Annotated in this window: 20 protein-coding genes; 15 read left to right on the top strand and 5 right to left on the bottom strand. The window is 73.5% G+C overall.

Annotated features, from left to right (window positions below; genetic code table 11):
- Positions 1–24 precede the first annotated feature (24 nt).
- From ACRYCC_RS28495 to ACRYCC_RS28475, 5 genes are all read left to right on the top strand, one after another.
- A complete protein-coding gene (locus ACRYCC_RS28495) occupies positions 25–993 on the top strand; it encodes a carbamate kinase (protein WP_433816792.1) in 969 nt (322 codons plus the stop codon).
- Between the two features lie 4 nt (positions 994–997).
- A complete protein-coding gene (gene bar, locus ACRYCC_RS28490; protein WP_433816791.1) occupies positions 998–2,104 on the top strand; it encodes a barbiturase in 1,107 nt (368 codons plus the stop codon).
- Positions 2,105–2,203: 99 nt separating this feature from the next.
- Positions 2,204–2,899 (top strand): SseB family protein, encoded by a 696-nt coding sequence (locus tag ACRYCC_RS28485; protein WP_433816790.1) that lies wholly within the window; start codon positions 2,204–2,206, stop codon positions 2,897–2,899.
- Positions 2,900–2,909: 10 nt separating this feature from the next.
- A complete protein-coding gene (locus ACRYCC_RS28480; protein WP_433816789.1) occupies positions 2,910–3,518 on the top strand; it encodes a prepilin peptidase in 609 nt (202 codons plus the stop codon).
- 67 nt (positions 3,519–3,585) lie between these two features.
- Positions 3,586–6,627 (top strand): glycine--tRNA ligase, encoded by a 3,042-nt coding sequence (locus ACRYCC_RS28475; protein ID WP_433816788.1) that lies wholly within the window; start codon positions 3,586–3,588, stop codon positions 6,625–6,627.
- A gap of 33 nt (positions 6,628–6,660) precedes the next feature.
- On the opposite strand, the gene ACRYCC_RS28470 is transcribed toward ACRYCC_RS28475, so the two are convergent.
- Together ACRYCC_RS28470 and ACRYCC_RS28465 are read right to left on the bottom strand one after the other, a co-directional pair.
- The gene (locus ACRYCC_RS28470) at positions 6,661–7,893 is read right to left on the bottom strand and encodes an MFS transporter (RefSeq protein WP_433816787.1); all 1,233 of its coding nucleotides are present in this window, start codon (positions 7,891–7,893) and stop codon (positions 6,661–6,663) included.
- A 10-nt stretch (positions 7,894–7,903) separates the two neighbouring features.
- Entirely contained in the window at positions 7,904–8,932 is a 1,029-nt protein-coding gene (locus ACRYCC_RS28465) for an alpha/beta hydrolase (protein ID WP_433816786.1), read from the bottom strand.
- A gap of 97 nt (positions 8,933–9,029) precedes the next feature.
- Here ACRYCC_RS28465 and ACRYCC_RS28460 point away from each other — a divergent pair, with 97 nt between their 5' ends.
- The 6 genes from ACRYCC_RS28460 to aroQ all read left to right on the top strand — a co-directional run bounded on the left by ACRYCC_RS28460 (position 9,030) and on the right by aroQ (position 14,472).
- Entirely contained in the window at positions 9,030–9,956 is a 927-nt protein-coding gene (locus tag ACRYCC_RS28460; RefSeq protein WP_433816785.1) for a ribokinase, read from the top strand.
- A 72-nt stretch (positions 9,957–10,028) separates the two neighbouring features.
- Complete coding sequence (locus ACRYCC_RS28455; protein ID WP_433816784.1) at positions 10,029–11,198, top strand: cytochrome P450; 1,170 nt, start codon at positions 10,029–10,031, stop codon at positions 11,196–11,198.
- 72 nt (positions 11,199–11,270) lie between these two features.
- On the top strand, positions 11,271–12,452 hold the full coding sequence (aroC, locus tag ACRYCC_RS28450; protein ID WP_433816783.1) for a chorismate synthase: 1,182 nt from the start codon (positions 11,271–11,273) through the stop codon (positions 12,450–12,452).
- Between the two features lie 6 nt (positions 12,453–12,458).
- Complete coding sequence (locus ACRYCC_RS28445; protein WP_433816782.1) at positions 12,459–12,956, top strand: shikimate kinase; 498 nt, start codon at positions 12,459–12,461, stop codon at positions 12,954–12,956.
- Positions 12,953–14,029: a 3-dehydroquinate synthase gene (gene aroB, locus ACRYCC_RS28440; RefSeq protein ID WP_433816781.1), complete on the top strand. Its 1,077-nt coding sequence runs from the start codon at positions 12,953–12,955 to the stop codon at positions 14,027–14,029. Before ACRYCC_RS28445 ends, aroB begins: the two co-directional genes overlap by 4 nt.
- A complete protein-coding gene (gene aroQ, locus ACRYCC_RS28435) occupies positions 14,026–14,472 on the top strand; it encodes a type II 3-dehydroquinate dehydratase (protein ID WP_433816780.1) in 447 nt (148 codons plus the stop codon). Before aroB ends, aroQ begins: the two co-directional genes overlap by 4 nt.
- 37 nt (positions 14,473–14,509) lie before the next feature.
- Here aroQ and ACRYCC_RS28430 read toward each other — a convergent pair whose 3' ends face one another.
- On the bottom strand, positions 14,510–14,746 hold the full coding sequence (locus ACRYCC_RS28430) for a hypothetical protein (RefSeq protein WP_433817208.1): 237 nt from the start codon (positions 14,744–14,746) through the stop codon (positions 14,510–14,512).
- A 116-nt stretch (positions 14,747–14,862) separates the two neighbouring features.
- Here ACRYCC_RS28430 and ACRYCC_RS28425 point away from each other — a divergent pair, with 116 nt between their 5' ends.
- Positions 14,863–15,264: a DUF2834 domain-containing protein gene (locus ACRYCC_RS28425; protein WP_433816779.1), complete on the top strand. Its 402-nt coding sequence runs from the start codon at positions 14,863–14,865 to the stop codon at positions 15,262–15,264.
- 21 nt (positions 15,265–15,285) lie between these two features.
- Here the strand turns inward: ACRYCC_RS28425 and ACRYCC_RS28420 are convergent, their stop codons facing one another.
- On the bottom strand, positions 15,286–15,858 hold the full coding sequence (locus ACRYCC_RS28420) for a TetR/AcrR family transcriptional regulator (RefSeq protein ID WP_433816778.1): 573 nt from the start codon (positions 15,856–15,858) through the stop codon (positions 15,286–15,288).
- Positions 15,859–16,035: 177 nt separating this feature from the next.
- Between ACRYCC_RS28420 and ACRYCC_RS28415 the strand changes: the two genes are divergently transcribed.
- The 3 genes from ACRYCC_RS28415 (at position 16,036) to ACRYCC_RS28405 (ending at position 18,385) form a co-directional block, all read left to right on the top strand.
- Positions 16,036–16,482 carry a PaaI family thioesterase gene (locus ACRYCC_RS28415; RefSeq protein WP_433816777.1) on the top strand — a complete coding sequence of 149 codons (447 nt, stop codon included), beginning with the start codon at positions 16,036–16,038 and terminating at the stop codon, positions 16,480–16,482.
- 45 nt (positions 16,483–16,527) lie between these two features.
- The gene (locus tag ACRYCC_RS28410; protein ID WP_433816776.1) at positions 16,528–17,190 is read left to right on the top strand and encodes an enoyl-CoA hydratase-related protein; all 663 of its coding nucleotides are present in this window, start codon (positions 16,528–16,530) and stop codon (positions 17,188–17,190) included.
- Between the two features lie 145 nt (positions 17,191–17,335).
- Positions 17,336–18,385, top strand: a complete 1,050-nt coding sequence (locus ACRYCC_RS28405; RefSeq protein ID WP_433816775.1) for an LLM class F420-dependent oxidoreductase — start codon at positions 17,336–17,338, stop codon at positions 18,383–18,385.
- 102 nt (positions 18,386–18,487) lie between these two features.
- Here ACRYCC_RS28405 and ACRYCC_RS28400 read toward each other — a convergent pair whose 3' ends face one another.
- Positions 18,488–19,966, bottom strand: a complete 1,479-nt coding sequence (locus tag ACRYCC_RS28400; RefSeq protein ID WP_433816774.1) for a flavin monoamine oxidase family protein — start codon at positions 19,964–19,966, stop codon at positions 18,488–18,490.
- Positions 19,967–19,978: the final 12 nt, after the last annotated feature.

Below are 19,978 nucleotides of genomic sequence, written 5' to 3'. Positions count from 1 at the left end.
CCGTACGGAGGGTAACGTCGCGGCGTGAGCCAACTGACGGGCAAGCGGGTGCTGGTGGCGCTGGGCGGCAACGCCATGACGGCGCCGGACGGCAGCGCGACGCCGCAGGCCCAGGCGACGGCGGTCGAGGGCGCGATGGAGCTGGTCGCCGACCTGATCGCCGCGGGCGCCGAGGTGGCGCTCACCCACGGCAACGGACCCCAGGTCGGCAACATCCTGATCAAGCAGCAGCTCGCGGCCCACGTCGTCCCGCCGGTGCCGCTGGACTGGTGCGGCGCGCAGACCCAGGCCACCATCGGCGTGCTCATCATGAACGCGCTCGGCCGGGCGCTCGCCCGGCGCGGGGTGGAACGGCCCGCGACGACCGTCGTCACCCGCACCCTGGTGGACGCGGGCGATCCCGCGTTCACCGAGCCGACCAAGCCGATCGGCCGGTACTTCCCGCAGGACGAGGCGCGGCGGTGCATGGACCTCGGGGAGAGCTGGACGTCCTTCGGCGCACGGGGCTGGCGGCGGGTCGTGGCCTCGCCCGAGCCGCTGGAGATCCTCGACGCCGCGGCGGTCGACGTGCTGATGGCCGCCGGCCACGTCGTGGTGGCGGCCGGCGGCGGCGGGGTGCCGGTGGTGCGGCGGGACGGGGCCCTGAGCGGCGTCGAGGCCGTCATCGACAAGGACCTCGGGGCCCAGTTGCTGGCCCGCCTGATCGGCGCGAGCACGCTGGTCATCGCCACCGACATCGCGCACGTGATGGTGGGGTACGGCTCCGAGCGGGCCCGGCCGCTGGGCCGTGTCACGCCGGCGGAGCTGCGGGTCCTCGCCGGTGCGGGCGAGTTCGCCGGAGGAAGCATGGGACCCAAGGTCGAGGCCGCGGTGCGGTTCGTCGAGGCGGGCGGCCACCGGGCCGTGATCACCTCGCTCGCCCACATCGCCGACGCGGTGCACGGCGAGGCCGGCACCGTCATCGAACAAGCAGAGCAAGCAGAGGAAGGCTAGGCATATGCCCGATCCGATCGAAGTCCGCAAGGTGCCCATCGAGAGTGTCACCGATGCCTCGGGGCTCGCCCGGCTGATCGACGAGGGCGTGATCGAGGCCGACCGCGTGCTCGCCGTCGTCGGCAAGACCGAGGGCAACGGCGGAGTCAACGACTACACCCGGATCCTCGCCGATCGGGCCTTCCGCGAGGTGCTGCTCGCCAAGGGGACGCGCAGCCCGCAGGAGGTCGGGCAGGTGCCGCTGGTGTGGTCCGGCGGCACCGACGGGGTGCTCAGCCCGCACGCCACCATCTTCGCGACGGTCGACCCGGCGAAGGCCCCGGCGTCCAGCGAGCCCCGGGTGTCGGTCGGCGTGGCGATGAGCGACATCATCGCGCCCGAGGACATCGGCCGGCCCGCCATGGTGGAGACGGTCGCCGCGGGGGTCCGCGAAGCGATGAAGATCGCCGGGATCGACGACCCCGCCGACGTGCACTACGTGCAGACCAAGACCCCGCTGCTCACCCTGGACACGATCAACGACGCCAAGCGCCGGGGCCACGACGTGGTCACCGAGGACACGCTGAAGTCCATGGACATCTCCAACTCCACCACCGCCCTCGGGATCGCCGTGGCGCTGGGCGAGATCGAGATGCCCGCGGCCGGGCAGATCCACAAGGACCTCTCGCTGTACTCCAGCGTCGCGTCCTGCTCGTCGGGTGTGGAGCTGGACCGGGCGCAGATCGTCGTGGTGGGCAACGTCCGGGGCATCGGCGGCCGGTACCGCGCCGGGCACGGCGTGATGCGCGACGCGCTCGACGCCGACGGCATCTGGGCCGCCATCCGCGGCACCGGGCTGGAGCTGCCCGAGCGCCCGCACCCCAGCGATCTCGGCGACCGGCTGGTCAACGTCTTCCTCAAGTGCGAGGCCGACCCCAGCGGCTCCGTCCGCGGCCGGCGCAACATCATGCTCGACGACTCCGACGTGCACTGGCACCGGCAGATCAAGGCCTGCGTCGGCGGGGTCACCGCGTCGGTCACCGGAGATCCGGCGGTCTTCGTGTCCGTCGCCGCCGTCCACCAGGGCCCTTCCGGCGGCGGCACGGTGGCCGCCATCGCCGACCTGGGCTGACGTACGGGCGGCGGAGCGGCCGGCGAAGGGCGCCCGGGCTGACGGTCAGTGTGCGAACAAGCACCCTGAGTACCCGTGAATGGTTATACCCTCACAGCCGTGCACGGAGCGTCCATTCCCCAGCCCCAGTTCCCCGACGACGACGGCAGGGCCGACCCCCGGCTGAGCGAGGCCCTCCTCGGGTACGCCGCCGGGCGCGTCGGCGAGCACACCGTGATCGAGGAGCTCTACGGAGCCCGGCTGCTCATCCCGGTCGTGGCTGTGCTCACCGAGGAGGCCGAGGTGGCGCCCGGCGAGCCGCGCCGCGAGAAGGAGAGCGAGATGGCGCTGCCCACGCTCATCGGCGACGACGGCCGCCGCGGGGTGCTGGGCTTCACCTCGCTGGAGTCGCTGGCCCGGTGGCGGCCCGACGCCCGGCCGGTCGCCGTGCACGCGCGGCAGGCCTGCCAGGCGGCGCTCGACGAGCAGGCGCACGCCCTGGTGGTCGACGTCGCGGGCCCGGTGCCGTTCGCCGTCGACGGCTTCCGGCTGCACCTGCTCGCCGAGGGCAGGCCGATCCCGCCGCCGCACGAGGACCCCGAGGTGCTGGCCGCGATCGAGGCGGCGTTCGCCTCCGAGGACGGCGTCACCGGTGTCCAGGTGACCAAGGGCACCGGCGCGGAGCTGTCCATCCGCTTCGCCGTCGCCGAGGACCTCGACGAGCGGGCGACCGTCCAGCGGGTGGCCGACCGGCTCGCCGGGATGCTGCGCGGGCGGACCGTCGGAGGCGTCGAGATCGGGGTCGTCCGCCGGTAGGGTTCGCCCCGTGAGCGAGCCGATCCTGGAGGGCGATCCCCCGGCACGGGCGCGGCACGACTGGGCCGGCCCGGTCACCGGCCGGCCCGTCCCGGTCGCCCTGGCGGCGCTCGCCGTGCTCGCCGTGCTGGGCTGGCGGATCGGCCTGCGCCCCGACCTGCCGGCGTTCGGCTACCTCGGCGCGGTCGGCGTGCTGCTGACCTTCATCGACGTGGCGCTCAAGCGGCTGCCGGACCCGCTCACGCTGCCCTCGTACGCCGCCGGGGCGGCGCTGCTCGGGCTCGCCGCGCCCTTCACCGACCAGGGCGGCACCCGTTACGCCCACGCGCTGATCGGCATGGCCGCGCTCTGGCTCCTCTACGCCCTGCAGTGGGCGATCGCGCCGACCCAGATCGGCCTGGGCGACGTGAAGCTGTCCGGGGTGCTCGGCCTCTATCTCGGCTGGCTGGGGCTCGAGGCCTGGATCCTCGGGGTGCTGGGCATGTTCCTGCTCGCCGGCCTCTACTCGGTCGCCCTGCTGGTCAGCGGGAAGGCGACCCGCAAGAGCAGCATCCCGTTCGGCCCCTTCATGCTCGCCGGCACCCTCGTGGCGGTGCTGCTGTTCGCCCAGCCGGTCTGACCCGCGCAATAGGCTGGACCGAGGCGCTCCGGCACGGAAACCTGTCCCCTACACGAGGGGGAGAACGATGCTGACCATGCAGGACGCCCTGATCAGGCTGACCGATTACTGGGCCGGCCAGGGCTGCGTCATCACGGCGCCGATGAACACCGAGGTCGGCGCGGGCACGCTCAATCCCGCGACGGCGCTGCGGGTGCTCGGTCCCGAACCCTGGCGGGTGGCCTACCCGGAGCCGAGCGTCCGGCCCGACGACTCCCGGTACGGCCACAACCCGAACCGGCTGCAGACCCACACCCAGTTCCAGGTGATCCTCAAACCCGAGCCCGGCGACGCCCAGGACCGCTACCTCGGCAGCCTCGCGGCGCTCGGCATCGACCTGACCGCGCACGACGTGCGGTTCGTCGAGGACGACTGGGCCTCGCCGGCGCTGGGCGCGTGGGGTCTCGGCTGGGAGGTCTGGCTGGACGGGCTGGAGATCACCCAGTTCACCTACTTCCAGCAGTCCGGCGGGCTGGCCCTCGACCCGGTGTCGGTCGAGATCACCTACGGGATGGAGCGCATCATCATGGCGCTCCAGGGCGTCTCCCATTTCAAGGACATCGCCTACGCCCCGGGCCTGTCCTACGGAGAGGCGTTCGGCCAGGCGGAGTACGAGATGAGCCGCTACTACCTTGACGACGCCTCCATCGAGACCAACCGGGCGCTGCTGGCGGCCTACGAGTCCGAGGCGCGGCGGATGATCGAGGCCCGGCTGCCGGTGCCGGCCCACTCCTACGTCCTCAAGTGCTCGCACGCCTTCAACGTGCTGGACGCCCGGGGCGCCGTCGGCGCCACCGAACGCGCCCGCGCCTTCGCCCGCATGCGCGCCCTGGCGCACGAGGTGGCCCTGCTGTGGGTGGCCCGCCGGGAGGAGCTCGGCCTCCCGCTCGGCAACGCCGCGGTGTCCTCCGCCGCGGCTCCCGAGCCCGCGACCGAGGCGCCGCCCGCCCTGCCGCCGGCGGAGCGGCCCGCCCCGCTGGCGTTCGAGATCGGCGTGGAGGAACTGCCGCCGGGGGAGGTGGCCCGGGCCGCCGGGGTCGTCCGGGACGCGCTGGCCGATCGGCTGCGGGAGACCCGGCTGCGGCACGGCGAGCTCCGGGTGCTGACCTCGCCCCGCCGGATCCTCGCCCTGGTCGACGAGGTCGAGCCCCGGGAGGACGACGCGCGGGAGACCGTGCGCGGCCCCCGGCTGACGGCGGCCTACGACGCCGCAGGCAGGCCCACGAAGGCCGCGGAGGGGTTCGCCCGGGGCCGGGGGATCTCCGTCGGCGAGCTCCAGACGATCACCGTCAACGGGACCGAGTACGTCGGTCACGTGCGGCAGGTGCCCGGCCGGCCCGCCGCCGAGGTGCTCGCCGGCCTGCTGCCCGGGATCGTCACCGGGCTCCGCGCGGGCAAGAACATGCGGTGGAACGCGCCCGAGCTCTCCTACGCCAGGCCGATCCGCTGGATCGCCGCCCTGCTCGGCGACCAGGTCATCCCGTTCGAGGTGTCCGGCCTGGTCAGCGGGCGGCTGACCCGGGTGCGGCGGACGAGCCCCGAGCCGGTGCTCCCCGTCGCGTCCGCGGTGGAGTTCCCGGCCACGCTGCGGGCCGCCGGGATCGAGCCGGACGGCGCGCTGCGCCGGGAGCGGATCATGGCCGCCGCCGCGGAGCTCGCGGCGGAGGCGGGCGGGGTGATCGACGCGGAGGAGGAGCGCGCGGTCATCGACGAGGTCACCGACCTGGTGGAGCAGCCGGTCGCGATCCTCGGCTCGTTCGACCCGAAGTACCTCGAGCTGCCGGCCCGCATCCTCACCACGGTGATGAAGAAGCACCAGCGCTACCTGCCCGTGCGCACGGTGGCGCGCGGCGGGCCGGCCGGGCCGGTCGTGCCGGGGCGGGAGCCCGACGAGCGGCTGCTGCCGTTCTTCGTCGCCGTGGCCAACGGCGCCTGCGACCACGATGCCGTACGGGCCGGCAACGAGGCGGTGCTGCGCGCCCGCTTCGAGGACGCGTCGTTCTTCTACGTCCAGGACCTCGGCACGACACCCGACGAGTTCGCGGGCAGGCTGGAGAAGCTCACCTTCGAGGACCGGCTCGGCTCGATGGCCGACCGGGCCGGCCGGATCCGGGCGATCGCGATGGAGCTCGCCGACCACATCGGGGTGCCGGAGGAGGAACGGCCGGTGCTGGCCCGCGCCGGGGAACTCGCCAAGTTCGACCTCGCCTCCAGCATGGTGATCGAGCTGTCCGGCCTGGCCGGCACGATGGCCCGGGAGTACGCCCTGCGCGCCGGGGAGCCCGAGGACGTCGCGGAGGCGCTCTACGAGATGGAGCTGCCGCGCTCGGCCGGCGACGCGCTGCCCGTCACCTACGCCGGGGCGCTGCTCGCGCTCGCCGACCGGCTGGACCTGCTGGCCGGGCTCTTCGGCATCGGGGCCGTCCCCACCGGCAGCTCGGACCCGTACGGGCTGCGCCGGGCCGCGCTCGGCGTCATCGCGATCCTGCGCACCCATCCGCGGCTCGGGGGCATCACCGTGCGCGGCGGGCTGGTGGCCGCCGCCCGGCACCAGCCGGTCACCGCGAGCGGCGAGTCGCTGGAGGAGGCGGACGAGTTCGTGCTGCGCCGGTTCGAGCAGGCGCTGCTGGACGAGGGGCACCCCGTCCGGGTGGTCCGGGCCGTCCTGCCGTCCGCCGACCGGCCCGCGTACGCCGTCCAGGCCGCCCACGACCTGGAGTCGCTGCTCGGCGAGGTGCGGTTCCAGCGGCTCACCACCGCGCTCCAGCGGGTCCTGCGCATCGTGCCCGAGGGGACGCCGCCGGTCTACAAGGCGGAGCTGTTCGACGAGGAGGCCGAGCTGGCGCTGCACCGGGCGTACGCGCGGACCAAGGCGGCGCTGGGGCTCGCCATGCCGACCCTGCCGGCGTTCATCGAGAACGCGCTGCCGCTGGCCGAGCCCATCGACACCTACTTCGACGAGGTCCTGGTCATGGCCGAGGATCCGGCGATCCGGGCCAACCGCCTCGGCCTGCTCGCCGCCGTCCGCGACCTCATCCCCGCCGTCGTCGACTGGCGCAAGATCATGTGACGCGCCGGGGCCCGGGGGCAGGCGGCCTGCGGGTCATGTTCCGTCCAGTGTGAGGTGCCGGTGCCGCCGCAGGGTGCCGGTCCAGAGCAGCGGCACGGCGATCAGGATGCCCGCGCCCGCGCCGAGGAACACCAGGCGGGGGTCGTCGCCCAGCAACTCGGTGCCCACGCCCGCCAGCACCGCGCCGACGGGCGTCACCGCCAGCACGACGGCGCGTACCGTGCTCGTCACCCGGCCCAGCAGGGCGCGCGGCACGATCCGCTGCCGCAGCGTGCGGCCCACGATGCTGGAGACGATGGTGCCCCAGACCACCAGCAGGTTGGTGGCCACCAGCCACCACAGGCCGGGCGCCCCGCTCATCAGGACCAGGCCCGCGCCGATCAGCGCGGCGCTGACCGCCATCAGGGGGACGGGCCGGACGCGGGTGACGAGCCGGGGGGCGGCGAGCGCCCCGGCGATCCCGCCGATCCCGCCGCCGGCCACGGCCAGGCCGGCCATCGGGGCGGTCAGCCCGAGGGTGTCCCGGGCGAAGAAGACGATCAGCTTCTCGACCGCGAGGCAGAGGTTGATCATCACCCCGAGGAGCATCAGGGAGAGCATCACGGGGGTGGTGACGACATACCGCAGGCCCGCCGCGAACTCGGCACCGAGCGACCGCCAGGAGGCGGCGGGCGGAACGGGCCGGGCGGCCGTCCGGCGGCCTGCCGTGAACAGCGTGGCCAGCGAGACCGCGAACGTCAGGGCGTTGATCAGCAGCGCAGTGCGCACGCCGAGGCCCGCGGCCAGGACGCCGACGACGGCGGGCCCCAGGACCACCGAGGTCTGGCCGGCCGCCTCCAGGAACGCGTTGGCGCGCACCAGCCCGTCGCCGGTGTACAGGTCCCGTATTGCGATGGTGAGCGCGGTGTCGAAGAACACGCCGGCCCCGCCCGCGAGGAACGCCAGCGCCAGGATCAGCCAGACCGCCGCGGCGTGCGCGGTCGCCAGGACGAAGAGCGTCAGGAACACCGAGGCCCGGATCACGTCCGCCGCGATCAGCACCCGCCAGGGATCGGAGCGGTCGACGAGCGGCCCGCTGGGCAGCCCGGCGAACAGGTAGCCGATGCTGCGCGGCGCGGCGGCCAGGGACGCGGCCAGCGGGCTGCTCGTCACCTGCAGCACCAGCAGCGGGATCGCCAGCAGGGCCAGGCCGTCGCCCAGCAGGGAGACGGCCTGGCCGGTGAGGAAGACGCGGTGGCCGCCGGGCATCACAGGGCCCGGGCGCACCGGAGGGACATCAGGGGGCGATGCGTTCGCAGAGCCAGGCCAGGGCGAGCGGATAGCGGTAGTCGATCGCCATGTGCCCGGCCTCGAACAGCTCGTAGTGGACGACCTCGCCGGGCACGCCCGCCCCGGCCAGCGCGTCGCGGAAGGCCTGGGCACCCAGGTCGAGGTACCACTCGTCCCGGGTGCCCGCGTCGATCCAGATCGCCTTCAGCGAGCGGAGGGCCTCGGCGTGCTCCGGGACCATCCGTACCGGGTCCCAGTCCAGCCAGCGCTGCCAGACCTCCGGCCGCAGCACCCCGCTGCGCGGGTCGAAGGGCAGCTCCGGAGTGCCGTCCTCGCGGGCCGAGAAGCACGCCGCGACGCCCAGCGTCATCAGCAGTTCCTCGTCCTCCTCCCGGGTGAAGGAGACCCGGCCGCGGAAGTCGTCCCACCAGCGGAAGATGTCGCCGTCGTAGTCGCGCAGGAACCGCACGGCCTTGGCGAACCCGGGCAGGTAGCCGTACTCGTAGAGGGAGTCCCCGGCGTGCGTGGCCAGCGCGCCGAACAGGTCGGGCCGCAGCATCGGCGTGATCATGGCGCCGAACCCGCCGCTGGACTTGCCGGTGATCGCCCGGTGGTCGCGGTGGGGGAGCGTCCGGTAGTGCGCGTCGACCCACGGCACGACCTCGTCGCAGAGGTAGGAGTGGTAGCGCCCGGTGCCGGGGGAGTCGACGAACTGGCTGCCGCCGTAGGAGGTCCACGCGTCGACGAAGACGACGATGGCCGGGGGCACCCCGCCACCGGCGAAGACGGCGTCGGCGGTCTCCGGGAACGGCTGCCGGTACGGCGTCCGGTTGCGCCACATCCCGATGTGGCCGGTGTAGCCCTGGATGACGTGGACCGTGGGGTACCGGCGCTCCGGTTCGTCGTCGTACCCGGGCGGCACGTACACCCACAGCGGCCGCTGGTGCGGATCCTTCAGCGGGTTGTCCCGCAGCAGCTCACTGGTGATCACATGTTCGTCCAGGCGTCCCGCGAACTCGGCGGACCAGGGCAGCATCAACACTCCTTCGTGCCGGCGTTCCGATCTTCTCGTCCCCACGATGTCACGAGATGCTGAGAGCAGGACAACGTCGGCTCACGGCTTCGGGGTGGTCATGTCATCCGCACACGGCTCGCACGCGTACGACGTCGTCGTGGTGGGGTCGGTCAACGCCGACCTGGTGGTCCGGGTCGGCCGCCGCCCCGCCGCGGGCGAGACCGTGCTCGGCTCCGACCTGGCGACCCTCCCGGGCGGGAAGGGCGCCAACCAGGCGGTGGCCGCCGCCCGGCTGGGCGCCCGGACGGCCCTGGTGGGGCGGGCCGGGGCGGACGGGCACGGGGACTTCCTGCGCGCCGCGCTCGGCCGGGAGGGAGTGGACCTCACCGCCCTGATCACCGACTCCGGCCCCAGCGGGGTCGCGCTGATCACCGTGGACCCCGGCGGGGACAACAGCATCATCGTCTCGCCGGGGGCCAACGGGCGGGTCTCGGAGGCCGACGTCGCCGCCGCGCGGCCGCTGCTGGCGGCGGCTGCCGTGGTCTCGCTCCAGCTGGAGATCCCGATCCCGGCCGTGACGGCGGCCGCGCGCCTGGCCGCCGAGGCCGGCGCCCGCGTGGTGCTCAACCTCTCCCCGGTCGCGCGGCTGCCACCGGGGCTGCTGGGCCGGTGCGACCCGCTGGTGGTCAACGAGCACGAGGCGGCCTTCCTGCTCGGGCCCGAGCAGGGCGCCCGGTCCGGGCCGGAGGAGCGGGCCAGGGCCCTGCTGCGGCTGGGGCCCCGGTCGGTGGTGATCACGCTGGGCCCCGGCGGCGCGGCCGTCGCCGAGGGCGCCGCGACCGGCCTGGTGCCGAGCCCGGAGGTCGAGGCGGTGGACACCACCGGGGCCGGGGACGCCTTCACCGGGGCGCTGTGCTGGCGGCTCGCCGGCGGCGACGACCTGGCGGCCGCGGCCGGCTTCGCGGCCCGGGTGGGCGCGGCATCGGTCCGCGGAGAGGGCGCGCAGAGCTCCTACCCGACGCCCGCCGAGGTGGCGGCGCTGTGAGAAGGACGCGCTGACCGGGCGTAATGTCGGCTCTGTCCTGGTCGGTGATCGAAAGACGGGTGTGGTGCCGTGGTGACCCGGTCCTCCCTGGGGGAACACGTGACGCTCGCCGAGCTGGAGGGCGATCCGCACGAGCTGATCGCCCGGCTGCGGGCCGCCGAGCCGGTGTCGTGGCTGCCGGTGCTGGACGGCTGGCTGGTCACCCGGCGTGCGCAGGCCCTGGAGGTCATGCGCGACGCCGCCACGTTCACGGTGGACGACCCGCGCTTCTCCACCGCCCAGGTGGTCGGCCCGAGCATGCTCTCGCTGGACGGCGCCGAGCACGCCCGGCACCGGGAGCCGTTCGCCCGCGCGTTCCGGCCCGCCGAGGTCCGCGCCCGGTTCACCGAGCTCATCGAGGAGGAGGGCGACCGCCTGATCACCGCGCTCGGGCCCGGCACGGCCGAGCTGCGCAGGGACTTCGCCGGGCCGTTCGCGGTCGCGGTCATCGCCCGGGCGCTGGGCCTGCGCGACGTCGCCCCGGGCACGGTGCTGTCCTGGTACGACGCCATCGTCGGCGCCGTGTCCAGCGTGACGGCGGGCGACGGCGTCACCGCCGGGGGAGCGGCGGCGTTCCAGCGCCTGCGGTCCGCCGTGGAGGACTCGCTCGGGCCACCCGCGGGGTCGCCTGCCATGCCGTCGGCGCTGGCCGAGGCGGCCGGCCGGCTGACCACGGCGGAGGTCGTCTCGAACGCCGCGGTGCTGATGTTCGGCGGCATCGAGACCGTGGAGGGGATGATCGTGAACGCGGTCTGGCACCTGCTCGGCCACCCCGATCAGCTCGCCCTCGTCCTGGCCGACCCGGGGCTCGTCGCGAACGCCGTCGAGGAGTCGATGCGCCTGGAACCGGCCGCCGCGGTGGTCGACCGCTACGCCACCCGCGACGTCCGGCTCGGCGGGGCCGCGATCCGCCGGGGCGACCTCGTACGGGTCTCCCTCACGGGCGCCAACCGGGACCCGGAGCTGTTCTCCGACCCGGACCGGTTCGACGTGCGGCGCGAGAACGCCAGGCTGCAGCTGGTCTTCGCGCACGGCCCGCACTACTGCCTGGGCGTCCACCTGGCCCGCCTGGAGGCCCGGATCGCGGTGGGGACGCTCCTGCGCAGGCTGCCGGGGCTGCGGCTCGACCCCGCCCAGCCCAGCGCCCCGCGGGGCCTGGTCTTCCGCAAACCGCCGGCCCTGCGGGTGGCCTGGGACGGCTGACCGGCCACGCCGCCGATCTCACGCAGCGGACATGTGCGCGGGACACACCCCGGGGGTGGAAGGATTGACAGCATGTTGCGCTGGTTGACCGCGGGGGAGTCTCATGGCCCGGCCCTCGTCGCGATCATGGAAGGGCTGCCGGCCGGGGTGCGGGTGACCTCGCAGGACGTCGCCGAGGCACTGCGCCGCCGCCGCCTGGGCCACGGGCGGGGCGCCCGCATGAAGTTCGAGCAGGACAAGGTCACGATCGTCGGCGGGATCCGGCACGGCGCGACCCAGGGCGGGCCGGTCGCGATCGAGGTCGGCAACTCCGAGTGGCCCAAGTGGGAGACGGTGATGGCGGCCGACCCGGTCGACCCGGAGGTGCTGGCCGCCCAGGCCCGCAACGCCCCGCTGTCGCGGCCCCGGCCCGGCCACGCCGACCTGGTCGGCATGCAGAAGTACGGCTTCGACGACGCCCGGCCGGTGCTGGAGCGGGCCAGCGCGCGGGAGACCGCCGCGCGGGTCGCGCTGGGCGAGGTCGCCAAGGCGTTCCTGCGGCAGGCCCTCGGCGCCGAGGTGTTCAGCCACGTCGTCTCGCTCGGCGAGGTCGCGGTGCCGGAGGACGCCCCGCTGCCGCAGCCGGAGGACCTCGCCGCGATCGACGAGTCGCCGGTGCGCTGCTTCACCGCGGCGACGGCCACGGAGATGGTCGCCCACATCGACGAGCTCAAGATGGCCGGGGACACCATCGGCGGGGTGGTGGAGGTGCTCGCCTACGGGCTGCCGCCCGGCCTGGGCAGCCACGTGCACTGGGACCGCCGGCTGGACTCCCGGCTCGCGGGCGCGCTGATGGGCATCCAGGCGATCAAGGGCGTCGAGCTCGGCGACGGGTTCACCACGGCGCGCCGGCCCGGCTCCAGGGCGCACGACGAGATCGAGCGGGGGCCGGACGGCATCCGGCGGCGCACCAACCGGGCCGGCGGCGTCGAGGGCGGCATGACCACCGGTGACGTGCTGCGGGTCCGCGCCGCCATGAAGCCGATCTCCACCGTGCCACGCGCCCTCGACACCATCGACGTCACGACCGGTGCGGCCGCCAAGGCGATCAACCAGCGCAGCGACGTCACCGCGGTGCCCGCCGCTGGCGTGGTCGCGGAGGCGATGGTGGCGCTGATCCTGGCCGACGCCGTCCTGGAGAAGTTCGGTGGCGACTCCGTCGAGGAGACCGCCCGCAACGCGCACGGTTACCTGTCCTCTCTCACGATCAAGTAGGTCCACATGCCCAAGGCTGTAGTGATCGGGCCTCCCGGCTCGGGCAAGACCACGGTCGGCAAGGCCCTGGCGGTCCGGCTGGCGACGAGCTTCCGCGACACCGACGACGACGTAGAGGCGGTGGCCGGCAAACCGGTCGGCGAGATCTTCATCGACGACGGCGAGGAGCGCTTCCGCGAGCTGGAGCGCGAGGCCGTGCGCCTCGCGCTGGAGGAGCACGAGGGGATCCTCGCCGTGGGCGGCGGGGCGGTGCTGGCCCCGGAGACCCGCGAGCTCCTGGCCGGCCACACGGTGGTCTACCTCGAGGTGGGGCTGTCGGACGCGGTGAAGCGGGTCGGCCTCGGCTCGGCGCGCCCCCTGCTGGTGCTCAATCCGCGCAGCCAGCTGCGCAAGCTCATGGAGGAGCGCCGGCCGATCTACGAGGGGCTGGCGACGATCACCGCCGCCACCGACGGCCGGACGCCCGACGACATCGCCGAAGAGCTCGCCAAGGTGCTGCCGTGAGCGCGGCCCGGATCCGGGTGGCCGGCGACCGGCCGTACGACGTCGTCGTCGGCACCGGCGTGCTGGGCGAGCTGCCCGGGCTGGTGGGCGAGCGGGCCCGTACGATCGCGGTCGTCCACGACGAGAGCCTGCCGGAGATCGCCCGGCCGGTGTGCTGGGCGCTGGAGCACGCGGGGCACACGGTGCACGCGCTGCCGGTGCCGCAGGGCGAGGCCGCCAAGGAGCCCTGGGTCCTCGCCGGGCTCTGGTCGCGCTTCGCCCGGCTCGGCATGACCCGCTCCGACACGGTCGTCGGGGTCGGCGGGGGGGCCACCACCGACCTGACCGGGTTCGCGGCGGCGTCCTGGCTGCGCGGCGTCGAGGTCGTCCAGGTGCCGACCACCCTGCTCGGCATGGTGGACGCCGCGGTGGGCGGCAAGACCGGCATCGACCTGCCCGAGGGCAAGAACCTCGTGGGCGCCTTCCACCCGCCCGCCGGGGTGCTCTGCGACCTCGCGACGCTGGTGACGATGCCGCAGCAGGACTACATCAGCGGGCTGGCCGAGGTGATCAAAGCCGGGTTCATCGCCGATCCGGTCATCCTCGACCTGGTGGAGGAGGACCCGGAGGGGGCCGCGCGGCCGGACGGCGCGCACACCCGTGAGCTGGTCGAGCGCGCCGTCCAGGTCAAGGCCGACGTGGTCTCGGCGGACCTCCGCGAGAGCGGGCTCCGCGAGATCCTCAACTACGGCCACACCCTCGCGCACGCCATCGAGAAGGCCGAGGACTACCAGTTCCGGCACGGGCACGCCGTCGCCATCGGCTGCGTGTACGCGGCGGAGCTGGCCCGGCTCGCGGGCCGGCTGGACGCCGCGACGGCGGCCCGGCACCGCACCGTGTTCTCGTCGGTCGGCCTTCCGACGTCGTACGGCGCGGACGCCTGGCCGGAGCTGCGCGCCGCCATGACCATCGACAAGAAGGCCCGCGGCGCGACCCTGCGGTTCGTCGTGCTGGACGGCCTCGCCAAGCCCGGCCGGCTCGAGGGCCCCGACGAGAGCCTGCTCGCCGACGCCTACCGGGAGATCGCTCGGTGAACACCGTCCTGGTCCTGAACGGGCCCAACCTGCGCCGGCTCGGCACCCGCGAGCCGGACGTCTACGGCGCCGCCGACTTCGAGGACCTGGCCGAGTTCTGCCGGGAGACCGGCCGCGAGCTCGGCCTGCACGTCGAGGTACGGCAGACCGACGACGAGGCCGAGCTGATCGGCTGGGTGCACGAGGCCGCCGACGCGCGGACCCCGATCGTGATCAACCCGGCGGCGTTCACGCACTACTCCTACGCGCTGCGCGACGCGCTGGCCCAGCGCACCGCGCCGCTGATCGAGGTGCACATCTCCAACCCGGCGGCCCGGGAGGAGTTCCGGCACAACTCGGTGGTGGCCGGGGTGGCGACCGGCACGATCGCCGGCTTCGGGCTGGGGTCCTACGCCCTGGCCCTGCGGGCCATCTCCGACCTCACCGAGATCGCCACCGGCTGACCTCCGGCCGCCCGCCGCCCGGCCCGGGATCACCGGCCTAGTCGAGGCCGAGGTCGAGCTGCTCCCAGGTGATGACGGCGTCCAGTGGGTCCGAGACGTCGACCGCGACTCCGCCGCCGTGGGCACGGAGCGAAACCTTCTCGGTGACGTAGGTGCCGTCCGTGGTCAGCCTGAGCATCTCGATCGACGCGGCGGGACCGTTGTCCTGCACCATGCGCACGATCCAGTAGTGCGGAATTCCCAGCCGGGCGTACTCGGCGCGCTTCTCGGTCAGGTCGGCGGTGATCGTTCCCGGTCAGGCGACCGGGTCGTCCGCCGTCCTGAGCCGGAAGTGCCGCGGTACCCTTCCGGCGGGGCGGAAGCGGCGGCCTAGCGGCGGGAGACGTCACGATGCGGACGCGGGACAGGGCTCTGTGCTGGACGTACGGTGTGATCGCGTTCGGCGCGCTGATCGCCACCTGGTCGCAGAACCTCAGGTTCTTCGCCCAGGACGGCAACGGGGGCCTCTGGGGCTTCCTCAAGGCCTGCTACGCCAACCCGGCAGCGGGCTCGATCACCAACGACATCATCTTCGTGCTGCTGGCCGCCTTCGTCCTCATGGTCGTGGAGGCCCGGCAGCTCGGCGTCCGGCACGTGTGGGTGTACATGCTGCTGTCGTTCGTGGTGGCCCTCAGCGTGGCGTTCCCGCTGTTCCTGCTGGCCCGCCAGCTCAGGCTCGCCCGCGCCGAGGCGCCGTCCGTGCCGCCCTCCGGGGCGCCCTCCATGCCGCCCTCCGCGCCGCCCGCCGGCTGAGCGGCGGCCCGGCGGCCCGGCTCAGCCCGTCAGGACGGCGTCCAGCAGGGACTCCAGCTCGGCGGCCACGTCGTCCAGGGCCCGGGTGTCCCGCTTGGCACGGCACAGGATGGTGGCGCCCTCCACGGCGGCGACGATGAGCGTGGCGAGCCGGCCCGCCCGCTCGTCCGGCACCCCGCCGTCGCGCAGGCCGGTGGTGAGCGCGTCCTGCCAGCGCTGGAAGGCGGCCGCCGCGGCGGCGGCGAGCTGCGGCGACTCCTCGTGCGACTCCACGGTGACGGCGGCGATCGGGCAGCCGGCCTGGAAGTCGCTCTTCTCCAGTACCCGGCGCCACCAGCCCAGGAAGGCGTAGACGGCGGCGATCGGGTCGCCGTCGCGGGTGGCCGACTCGGTGCCCATCGCCACGAACTCCCCGGCGTAGCGCATGGCCTCCTCGGCGAGCTGCACCTTCCCGCCGGGGAAGTGGTGGTAGATCGAGCCGCGCGGCGCCCCGCTGTGCGCGATGACGTCGCGGAACGCGGTGCCGGTGTAGCCGTGCTCGCGGAACAGGTACGCGGCGCTGCGCACCATGCGTTCGCGGCTGTCCCGCGCCATGCCGACTCCTCACCCCGGCCGACCCCCGGTCCCGTCGCGGCGCGGATCCGGTCGCGGCGTCACGGCCGGCCGGGCGCTATGACATTCACCATAGGGACGTGCGATTGACTATGACGGTCATCATAGGGGACGGTCTGTATGACGGCCGTCATAGCCGGCGGCAGAGAGGGGTCCCCCATGGGCGCCGAGACGACGGCGGGCCTGGAGCAGCTCAAGGCGCTGATGAACGCGGGCGCCGAGAGCGGCACCGGCATCGGCCACCTGCTGGGCATGACCGCCGAAAGCCTGGAGCCGGGCCGCGTGGTGTTCTCGCTGACCACCAGGCCGGAGTTCGGCAACCCCCTCGGCTCGGTGCACGGCGGCATCCTGTCGACGCTGCTGGACTCCGCGATGGCGTGCGCGGTGCACACCTCGCTGGCGGAGGGCGCGTCCTACACCACGCTCGAGCTCAAGGTGAACTTCGTGCGGCCGGTGCCGACCGACGGCAGCCGGCTGGTGTGCGTGGGGTCCACGGTGCACTCGGGCCGCCGGGTGGCCACCACCGAGGGCCGGATCACCGACGGCGCCGGCCGGCTGATCGCTCACGGCACCAGCACCTGCATGGTCTTCCAGCCCGCTCAGTAGGGTCTGTCACCTACCCGTACCGGTCCGTAGGAGAAGGAGCCTCCCGTGTTCGACCTGCAGCGTGACGGTGACGTGTTCGTCCTCCGCTTCGACGACGGAGAGAACCGCTTCAGCCCCGCCTTCCTGGACGGCGTCCAGGGGGCCCTCGACACGGTGGAGAAGGCCGAGGGCCCCCGCGCGCTGGTGACGGTGGGGACCGGCAAGTTCTACTCCAACGGCCTCGACCTGGACTGGCTCGGCGCCAACGGCGACCAGGCGGAGGCCTACCTCGGCGGCATCCACGAGGTCTACGCGCGGCTGCTGTCGCTGCCGATGCCCACCGTTGCCGCGCTCAACGGGCACGCCTTCGCCGGTGGCGGCATGCTCGCCCTCTCGCACGACTTCGCGGTGATGCGGACCGGGCGGGGCTACTTCTGCCTTCCCGAGGTCGATCTCGGGATGACCTTCACCCCGGGCATGAACGCCCTCCTCCAGGCCCGGCTCTCCGCGGCCACCGCCCACGAGGCGATGACCACGGGCCGCCGGTACACCGCCGAGCAGGCGCTGAGCGCCGGGATCGTCCAGCACATCGCCGCGGAGGCGGAGGTGCTGCCCACCGCCGTGGGGATCGCCGCCGCGCTCGCGCCCAAGAACGGCCACACGGTCGCGAAGATCCGTACCGGTCTCTACCGCCCGGCGCTCGAAGCCCTCGGCGGCCCGGTCTTCTGAGCCGCCCGGCCCGGCCGGGTGCCCCGGAGGGAGGCGGCGGCCTCCCGCTAGCCTTCGGTGCATAGAACTGAATCTGGTTCGGTTTACTGGTCGAGATGACCCGGTTGAGTTCCGGCCCCACGTTCGGCCGGAGGAAAGGTGCCGCATGCGCATCGGTATGGCTCTGAACTACTCGGGCGGTTTCAAGGAGGCGGTCGCCGAGCTGGCCGACTACGAGAAGGCCGGGCTCGACATCGTCTACGTCGCCGAGGCCTACAGCTTCGACGCGGTCAGCCAGCTCGGCTTCATCGCGGCCAGGACGGAGCGGCTGGAGATCGCCTCCGGCATCCTGAACATCTACTCGCGCACGCCCAGCCTGCTGGCCATGACGGCGGCGGGGATCGACTACGTCTCCGACGGGCGCTTCACGCTCGGGCTGGGCGCCTCGGGCCCGCAGGTGATCGAGGGCTTCCACGGCGTTCCCTACCACGCGCCGCTGGGCCGCACCCGCGAGGTCATCGAGATCTGCCGCAAGGTCTGGAAGCGCGAGGAGCGGCTCAGCTACGACGGTAAGTACTACACGCTGCCGCTGCCCGCCGAGCAGGGCACCGGGCTGGGCAAGCCCCTCAAGATCATCAACCATCCGGTACGCGCTGACATCCCGGTGCTCATCGCCGCGATCGGGCCCAAGAACGTCGAGCTGACCGCCGAGATCGCCAACGGCTGGCAGCCGATCTTCTACCTGCCGGAGAAGGCCGCCGACGTCTGGGGCGCCTCCCTGGCGGCCGGCCGGGCCAAGCGCGACCCGGGGCTGGGCGAGCTCGACATCGTCGGCCAGGCCGCCCTGGCGATCGGCGACGACGTCGAGGGCTTCCTGGAGTTCGGCCGCCCGATGGCCGCGCTCTACATCGGCGGCATGGGGGCCAAGGGCAAGAACTTCTACAACGACCTCTGCCGCCGCTACGGCTGGGAGAAGGAGGCCGAGCTCATCCAGGACCTCTACCTGGACGGCAAGAAGGACGAGGCCGCCAAGCACGTGCCCTACGAGCTGCTGCAGAAGATGTCGCTCATCGGCACCGAGGGCCACGTCAGGGAGCGGCTGGCCGCGATGAAGGCCTCCGGCGTCACCACCCTCAACGTCACCCCGATCGCGGGCGACCACGCCGCCCGCGTCAAGCTGATCGAGAAGGTCAGGGAGCTCGCCGCCGAGGTCTGACCCCCACCCCACCCGACCCCCTCCGTGATCATGCAATCAATCGACGAACGATTGCATGATCACGGAGGGAGGGGGAGGGGGACGGTGACCCGGGGCGGGTGGTCACAGGGCGGAGGCGACCTCCTGGGCGACGCGCTCGCCGGAGCGGACCGCGCCGTCCATGTAGCCGGTCCAGTACGAGGCCGTCTCGGTGCCCGCCCAGTGGACCAGGCCGCAGGGCGCCCGCAGCGCGGGACCGAAGTCGCTGAGCACCCCGGGCGGGGCGATGCCGACGGGTCCGCCGCCGCTCCAGGTCTCGTTGTCCCAGCGCTGGAACGCGGTCCGCTGCGGGGTCTTGGCCTTGTCCCCGAACAGCAGGGCGAACGAGGCGAGGCCGGCCGCCTTCACCTGGTCCGCGGAGGCGCCGTCCAGCGCCCGGATGTTGCTCTGGTTCATGAAGCCCATGAGGAGCCCGCGCGAGGCGTCCGGCGGGCTGTTGTCGAAGGTGGTGTCGATCGCGCCCTGGTCGGAGACCGCCTGGCCGGTGAGCCCGTCGGCGCGCCAGAACGGCGTGTCGTAGACCGCGACGAACTTGGCCACCGAGCCCATCGGATAGCGCTGCATGAGCTGCGCCCGGGCGGCGGGCAGGGCGGGGGAGAAGTCGATCTTCCCGGCGATGGCCGGTGACATGGCGATGACCACGCGCTTGGCGTTGACCGTGATGCCGTCGGCCTCCACCCGGACCTTGCCGTCCTCGGTCACCACGCGCCGTACCGGGGCGTTCAGCCGCACCCGGTCGCCGAGCGAGGCGGCCAGCCTCAGCGGGATCTCCTGGGAGCCGCCGACGAAGCGGCTCTCCTGGCCCCCGCCCGCGGTGTTGATCAGGCGGTCGACGTTGCCGGGGTTGCCCTCGTTGCCGGCGGAGGCGATGTAGTTGAGCACGTAGAGCAGGGACACCTCCCGGGAGCGCACCGACAGGGTCGAGCTGATGAAGGCGTCCAGCAGGAAGCGCGCGCCGCTGCTCAGCGTGTTGGCGCGGGACCAGCTGTAGAACGTCTGGCTGTCCCACTCCTCGGCCTTGGCGGCCTTCCAGGGCTGGCCCACGGGCACCGTCTTGGCCATGTTGCCCATCGAGAGCATGGCGACCTCGAGGTCGACGACCCCCCAGTCCGGCGGTACCGCGCCGAGCACCCCGTCGGTGGCGTAGAGCGACCGCTTGCCGCTGCGGTAGTAGACGTTCTTGCCGGTGTTGTAGGTGGGGAAGGTGGTCACTCCCAGCGACTGGGCCAGGGCGGCGATCCGGTCCTGGGTCGGGCCGATGAACTCCGCCCCGCCCTCGTTGGTGGTGCCGTCGCCGAGCGGCATGCCGTACACCCGCCCGCCGGCGCGGTCCCGGGACTCCAGCACGATCACGGACTTGCCCGCGGCCACCAGGTCGCGGGCGGCGCACAGTCCGGCCAGCCCGGCACCGACGATCACCACGTCGGCCTCGGCGGTGGTGTCGGCGGACGCGCTCGGCATCGCGGGAACGGTCATGAGGGCGGCACCGGCGGCGGTCAGGGCGCCGGTGCCGAGCAGGCGACGGCGGGAAACAGAGGTCACTTGAGTGTGTTC

It is taken from the genome of Actinomadura scrupuli, from assembly GCF_050971785.1.
GTDB classification, from domain to species: domain Bacteria; phylum Actinomycetota; class Actinomycetes; order Streptosporangiales; family Streptosporangiaceae; genus Actinomadura_E; species Actinomadura_E scrupuli.
This window is presented reverse-complemented; position numbering and strand designations above follow the sequence as displayed.

Coding starts and splice junctions, on each gene's coding strand:
- bar (WP_433816791.1), top strand. CDS start 998: ATGCCCGATCCGATCGAAGTCCGCAAGGTGCCCATCGAGAGTGTCACC.
- ACRYCC_RS28475 (WP_433816788.1), top strand. CDS start 3,586: ATGCTGACCATGCAGGACGCCCTGATCAGGCTGACCGATTACTGGGCC.
- ACRYCC_RS28465 (WP_433816786.1), bottom strand. CDS start 8,932: ATGCTGCCCTGGTCCGCCGAGTTCGCGGGACGCCTGGACGAACATGTG.
- ACRYCC_RS28460 (WP_433816785.1), top strand. CDS start 9,030: ATGTCATCCGCACACGGCTCGCACGCGTACGACGTCGTCGTGGTGGGG.
- aroC (WP_433816783.1), top strand. CDS start 11,271: ATGTTGCGCTGGTTGACCGCGGGGGAGTCTCATGGCCCGGCCCTCGTC.
- ACRYCC_RS28445 (WP_433816782.1), top strand. CDS start 12,459: ATGCCCAAGGCTGTAGTGATCGGGCCTCCCGGCTCGGGCAAGACCACG.
- ACRYCC_RS28425 (WP_433816779.1), top strand. CDS start 14,863: ATGCGGACGCGGGACAGGGCTCTGTGCTGGACGTACGGTGTGATCGCG.
- ACRYCC_RS28420 (WP_433816778.1), bottom strand. CDS start 15,858: ATGGCGCGGGACAGCCGCGAACGCATGGTGCGCAGCGCCGCGTACCTG.
- ACRYCC_RS28415 (WP_433816777.1), top strand. CDS start 16,036: ATGGGCGCCGAGACGACGGCGGGCCTGGAGCAGCTCAAGGCGCTGATG.
- ACRYCC_RS28405 (WP_433816775.1), top strand. CDS start 17,336: ATGCGCATCGGTATGGCTCTGAACTACTCGGGCGGTTTCAAGGAGGCG.